The organism is Peribacillus sp. NPDC058002 (assembly GCF_042886655.1).
In the GTDB taxonomy this organism is placed as follows: domain Bacteria; phylum Bacillota; class Bacilli; order Bacillales; family DSM-1321; genus Peribacillus; species Peribacillus aracenensis.
In genome coordinates this window covers 1-5,819 of record NZ_JBHVQU010000222.1, presented here as the reverse complement: position 1 = coordinate 5,819, position 5,819 = coordinate 1, and the positions used below count along the sequence as shown (strand labels likewise).

Genomic DNA, 5,819 nt, shown 5'->3' with positions numbered 1-5,819 from the left:
TCATAGGGCTAGTCCCTCCACCTGCTCAAAATAAGAAAACGCTGATATATAAATTGCATTCAAGTATCGAAAGATTAAGAATTTATTTTGTATTCTGACAGGTAATCCCTACTTTGTCAATAAGTTTTAACTATTTTAACGGTGAATAAGTCGGATACCTCAATCCATCGTTAAAATAAGTTTAATGTACGTATTCGTTCCACAGCCTCTTCAAGCCGTTCTTCCGAGGTCAGCAGCCCTACCCTGACGTAACCTTCGCCAAATTCACCGAATCCATTCCCTGCGGCAACAGCTACGTGGGCATGCGCTAATAAATAGTCTGCAAAACTCTCTGACGTAAAACCTTTAGGTACCTTGAGCCAGGCAAAAAACGATGCCGCAGGCGCTTTGACATCCCAGCCGATTGCCCTCAATCCCTCAATGAAAACATTCCTTCGTCCTTCGTACATCTGCACTAACTGCTCTACACAGCTCTGCGAATCAAGCAAAGCACTTGCCGCAGCTTCTTGTATCGCCGGGAAAAGACTCACATAAAGATGGTCTTGCAATAGTTCAAGAGCTTCTATTACACTCTTATTCCCCACTGCGAAGCCTACTCTCCATCCTGCCATATTGTATGTTTTCGATAGTGTGTATATTTCTATTCCTACATCCTTCGCTCCCTCCGATTGGAGAAAGCTTATCGGTTTTTTTCCGTCGAATCCGATCGCGCCATAAGCGAAATCGTGGACCACACAAATGGAATGCTCTTTTGCGAAGGAGACGGTTTCATCAAAGAAACTATCAGTTGCAGAAGCACCTGTGGGATTATTCGGATAGTTCAAGAACATCATTTTGGCTTTATCAAGTACTTCTTTATGTATTTCATCATATTTCGGAAGAAAACCATTTTCTTCTGTCAGAGGCATGAGTTCGGTCTTTGCCCGGGCTAAAACAACTCCGGAAAGATAATCGGGATAGCCGGGATCTGGAACTAGGATCGTATCACCTGGATTCAATAAACACTGCGGCAGTTCGACAAGACCTGCCTTCCCCCCGAAGAGAATCGCCACTTCGCTATTCGGATCCAGCTTGACACCGTATTCTCGTTCATAAAAGACGGCGGCAGCATCTTTTAAATATTGATGTCCCCGGAATGGCGAATATTTATGATTAATCGTTTTTTCAGCAGCCGACTGCAAACTTTTCACGATATGTTCTGGCGTCGGCTGATCAGGGTTTCCCTGGCCTAAATTAATGACATCATGTCCTTGCTCCGTTATTGCATTGACTTTTGCGACTAGTGAAGCAAAAAACTGCTTGGGCAGGTCCTGAAGCTGGCCGGATTTTTCGAATTGCAACATTTATACACCTTCTCTGAAATTTCTTGAAATTCTAGTCACAAATGATATATGTTTATCATAGTCTTGTAAAGCATTTTTTACATGTGGAGGTTTTAATCGATGAAATGGAAAATAGCTTGTATTCAAATGGATATAGCCTTTGGTCAACCGGATATCAATTTTCAGGTTGCAGAACAATGGTTGGAAAAAGCAACACGGTCAGAACCCGATATCGTCATTTTACCGGAGCTTTGGACAACAGGATACGACTTGACCAGGTTAAATGAGATTGCTGATCACGAGGCAGAAAAAACGATTGAATTTTTAAAAACACAGGCACAAAAACACCAAATTCACATCATAGGCGGTTCCATCGCGAAAAAGACAAGCAAGGGAATCTATAACACGATGATCATCATCGATAAACATGGGAATCTCATTAAAGAATATGATAAGCTACACTTATTTCAGTTAATGGATGAACATCATTTCCTGCAGCCAGGAGAAAAAGATGGTTTATTTACTCTTGATGAAAAAATATGTGCTGGATTCATTTGTTATGACATCCGTTTCCCTGAATGGCAGCGTGCCCATACCGTTCAAGGCGCCGAAGTTCTATTCGTAACGGCGGAATGGCCAAAGCCGAGACTCGATCACTGGAGAGCCTTATTGATTAGCCGTGCCATCGAGAACCAAGCCTATGTTGTAGCCGTTAATCGTTCAGGTTCGGATGTCAATAATACATTTGCTGGTCATTCCTTGATTATTGATCCATGGGGGAATCTCATTAGTGAAGCCGGAGAAGGAAACGAACTCTTGACAGGCACCTTGGATTTCAATAAAGTTACGGAAGCCCGAAACAAAATACCTGTATTCGAAGATCGCCGCCCTGATTTTTATTAATTTACCCATTGACAAACTATTCAAAAGGTTGTTATTATTTTCCCGAAGATTAAAATTTCAGAAAACATTTACTCTTATCAAGAGCAGGCTGAGGGATAAAGGCCCTATGAAGCCCAGCAACCGACTGTAATACCATTGTGAAATGGGGCGGATTCACCGCCGGATTATAAAATCCACAGAGCACGGTGCTAATTCCACCAGAATTCATTTTCTGGAAGATAAGAGGTCCGAAGCCAAAACTTCTGCCTCTTTCTATATGAAAGAGGCTTTTTTATTCTTATTTTGATTCTGGAGGGAAAAAGAATGACTCAAAACCATTCAAATTTTAAGAGATTGACAAACGAAACAGCTATAACCCTTGCAAAAAAACTTGGGTTGGTCAATGCGGATGCAAGTTTAAAGTGTAAAGAAATCGGCGATGGAAACTTAAATTATGTTTTTCATGTTACAGACATGCACACAAATAAAGGAATAATCATCAAACAAGCGGTCCCTTATGCCAAGGTACTTGGTGAAAGCTGGCCGCTGACATTGAAAAGGGCTGCCATTGAAGCGAATGCGCTGATTCATTTCAAAAGTTATTGCCCTGAATTCGTACCGCAAGTCTATTATTCGGATGAACAGCTTGCCATCACGGTCATGGAGGATTTATCGCACTTGAAAATCGTTAGAACAGGATTGATCGATGGCGATTCATATCCATTGCTTTCACAGCATATTGGTGAGTTTGTTGCTAAGACGGCATTTTATACATCCGATTATCATCTAGAACCATCTGCGAAAAAGGAAGTGGCCCGACATTTCACGAATCCAGAACTCTGCAAAATCACTGAGGTCTTTATTTTCACAGATCCATTTTTTGAGGAACTCCCAGGAGACTTCGAGGTGGAATTGACTGATGCCGCCAAAATTATCTGGAATGATCAAGAAGTGATACTTGAGGTCGCTAAGCTGAAACAAAGCTTTGAAACCGAGCAGGAAGCCTTACTTCATGGAGATTTACATACTGGAAGTATATTTGCAAGTGAAACTGAAACAAAGGTTATTGATCCGGAATTCGCTTTTTATGGACCCGTTGGTTTTGACCTTGGTCAATACACCGCCAACCTTCTCTTCCAGGCAGTCACACGCAATGGCGCTGGAAAGGAAGAGATTTTCACACACCTTCATGAATTTTGGAATGCCTTTGAAGAAACTTATACCGACTTATGGGAAGGTCAAAATAAAAGCCCATTCCGCCATGTGAAAGGTTATCTGCCTTACTTACTGACAAAATTCAAAAAAGATGCCTTCGGTTTTGCCGGCTGTGAACTGATTCGGCGAACCATTGGCCTTTCCCATGTTGCCGATTTAAACGTCATTGAAAATAAAGAGATAAGGATTGCTGCCAAAACGGCAACGTTGGAAATTGGTGCATTTTTAATTAAAAAACGGGATGAATTAGATGTTCCAGCTGTCATTGAAGCGTTGAAGCAACGTACACTGCCATCTTATTCAATCATTTAAAAGGAGCCCTGCACATGACTACACTAGCACCCTTACCCTATTCGGTACACTGGGATGATACCCATATTACATTATTAAATCAACAAGCCCTACCTTCCATAACTGAATTTATTGAACTTCATTCAGTTAATGATGTATATGACAGCATTTTGACATTAAAAGTTCGCGGTGCGCCAGCAATTGGACTGACGGCAGCATTTGGTGTTGCACTTGGTGCCAAACAGGAAACAACCGCTGAATTAGGGGATTTCAAGAGAAATGTAACGAGGCATATTGAAAAACTCGCCTCTTCAAGGCCAACTGCAGTAAACCTTTTTTGGGCGTTAAGGAGGATGGAGAACACCTTGCATGCTGCGCAAAGCATTTCAGCTGCAAAGGAAGCACTTGTATCGGAGGCTAAAGCCATCTTTGCTGAAGATGAAGAAATGTGCAGGAAAATCGGGGAACATGGTTTATCCTTATTCACTAGAGGAGATTCCATACTAACCCATTGCAATGCTGGGGGAATTGCCACAGCTCGGTATGGCACAGCCTTGGCTCCTTTCCACCTGGCTAAAGAAAGGGACTTTCCGTTAAAAGTATACGCATGTGAAACCAGGCCTGTCCTGCAAGGTGCGCGTTTGACGGCTTGGGAATTGATGCAAGCGGGGGTTGATGTCACCTTAATTTCAGATAATATGGCTGCACATACGATTCACCAGAAACGGATAAATGGAATTATCGTCGGGGCAGACAGGATTGCGGCTAATGGAGATACAGCCAATAAAATCGGGACATTGGGATTGGCCATATTAGCCAAGCACTTTGGCATCCCCTTTTATGTGGCCGCACCATCAAGCACATTCGACCTTTCCATCGAATCAGGCACATCCATCCCGATCGAAGAACGGAATGAAGCGGAAATCACCTCCATTCAAGGTGTAAGGATCGCTCCGGAAAACGTGAAGACTTTCAATCCAGCCTTTGACGTTACACCAAATCATCTTATTACGAGCATCATTACCGAAAACGGCATCATAACACCGGATTTCAATAAAAACATTCCGCATTTTGTTAATTGATCCAGGTTCCTTTATTGGTGATAAAAAACGAGAAGGATTTTTATCCCTCTCGTTTTTTATAGATGATTATGAATATTCTTACGAGGTCTATAATACAATAATTCAAGTGAATTCGAACATATTCACTTAATATAAGGTTGTTCATAATAGTTCTTATTATTTTGAAAAGAACTCCTGAAGTGCCTTTTTATTTTTAGTGAAATCTATTTGCAAAACCGCTCCGGACTGGGGATATATTTCATCTTTAAAGCTCCCTTCCACTGGAACCCTTAAGGTTTCGACGGTGTCCGGTGTATGGAAGAAGGCTTTTGGACCCATTTCCATTAATGTTTTCAGACCAATATCTGTATCCAGGTACGAGAGTCCTTGTTCGATGATACTAGGAAGGGCTGCCATCCCTTCGAAGGATGAGATTTGATTTACGAAAGCTGTTTTTAATTGAATCATGACTTCTTGTTGACGCTCCACCCTTCCAAAATCACTTTCATCGTCATGCCTAAAACGGACATATTTCAATATTTCCTCACCATGTAAAACATTTTTGCCAACACTTGCTTGAATGCTCATATCATCAATGATTTCCTGATCTACATTCACCGCTACCCCCTCAGGGGCTAGTAAATCGACCATTTTCACAAATCCCTGGAAGTCGATTACCGCTACATGATCGACCTTGATATCGAAGTTCTCCTTTATGGTTTTCTTAAGCAGTTCCCTTCCACCATAATAATAAGCTGCATTTATTTTGTTATATCCTGACTTATTCCCGGGCATTTTCACATAACTATCACGCATGATGGAAGCCAGCTTCAGTTTCTCCTGCTCAGGAAAGTATTTTGCCAGGATAAGCACATCTGATCGAGATTTTTGCTCTCCCCTTGTATCAACACCAATTAACAGAAATGTTTTCACGCTTTCCTGGTCGTCTTCTTTGGTTAGTTTTTTATCCGAACCTGCATTTCCATTTTGTTTGGGTAAAGGGGCATAGGTGCAGCCTGCCAGAATCAAGATCAATAGGTATATGAAG

The 5,819-nt window shown here is 41.7% G+C and carries 5 protein-coding genes and 1 riboswitch; of the genes, 3 read left to right on the top strand and 2 right to left on the bottom strand.

The genetic code is table 11. The features are described 5' to 3' along the window. Positions 1 to 170 precede the first annotated feature (170 nt). Positions 171 to 1,343: a pyridoxal phosphate-dependent aminotransferase gene (locus ACFVSH_RS22115; RefSeq protein ID WP_387604204.1), complete on the bottom strand. Its 1,173-nt coding sequence runs from the start codon at positions 1,341 to 1,343 to the stop codon at positions 171 to 173. Between the two features lie 99 nt (positions 1,344 to 1,442). On the opposite strand from ACFVSH_RS22115, the gene ACFVSH_RS22110 reads away from it, so the two are divergent. The 3 genes from ACFVSH_RS22110 to mtnA all read left to right on the top strand — a co-directional run bounded on the left by ACFVSH_RS22110 (position 1,443) and on the right by mtnA (position 4,792). Further along, positions 1,443 to 2,225, top strand: a complete 783-nt coding sequence (locus ACFVSH_RS22110) for a carbon-nitrogen family hydrolase (protein ID WP_387604202.1) — start codon at positions 1,443 to 1,445, stop codon at positions 2,223 to 2,225. A gap of 71 nt (positions 2,226 to 2,296) precedes the next feature. Then, positions 2,297 to 2,450: riboswitch (SAM riboswitch) on the top strand. A 78-nt stretch (positions 2,451 to 2,528) separates the two neighbouring features. Then, positions 2,529 to 3,731, top strand: a complete 1,203-nt coding sequence (mtnK, locus tag ACFVSH_RS22105) for an S-methyl-5-thioribose kinase (protein WP_387707837.1) — start codon at positions 2,529 to 2,531, stop codon at positions 3,729 to 3,731. Between the two features lie 14 nt (positions 3,732 to 3,745). Further along, on the top strand, positions 3,746 to 4,792 hold the full coding sequence (gene mtnA / locus ACFVSH_RS22100; RefSeq protein WP_260288124.1) for an S-methyl-5-thioribose-1-phosphate isomerase: 1,047 nt from the start codon (positions 3,746 to 3,748) through the stop codon (positions 4,790 to 4,792). 156 nt (positions 4,793 to 4,948) lie between these two features. On the opposite strand, the gene ACFVSH_RS22095 is transcribed toward mtnA, so the two are convergent. Beyond that, the coding region (locus ACFVSH_RS22095; RefSeq protein ID WP_387707835.1) for an LCP family protein at positions 4,949 to 5,819 on the bottom strand (871 nt) is incomplete at its 5' end.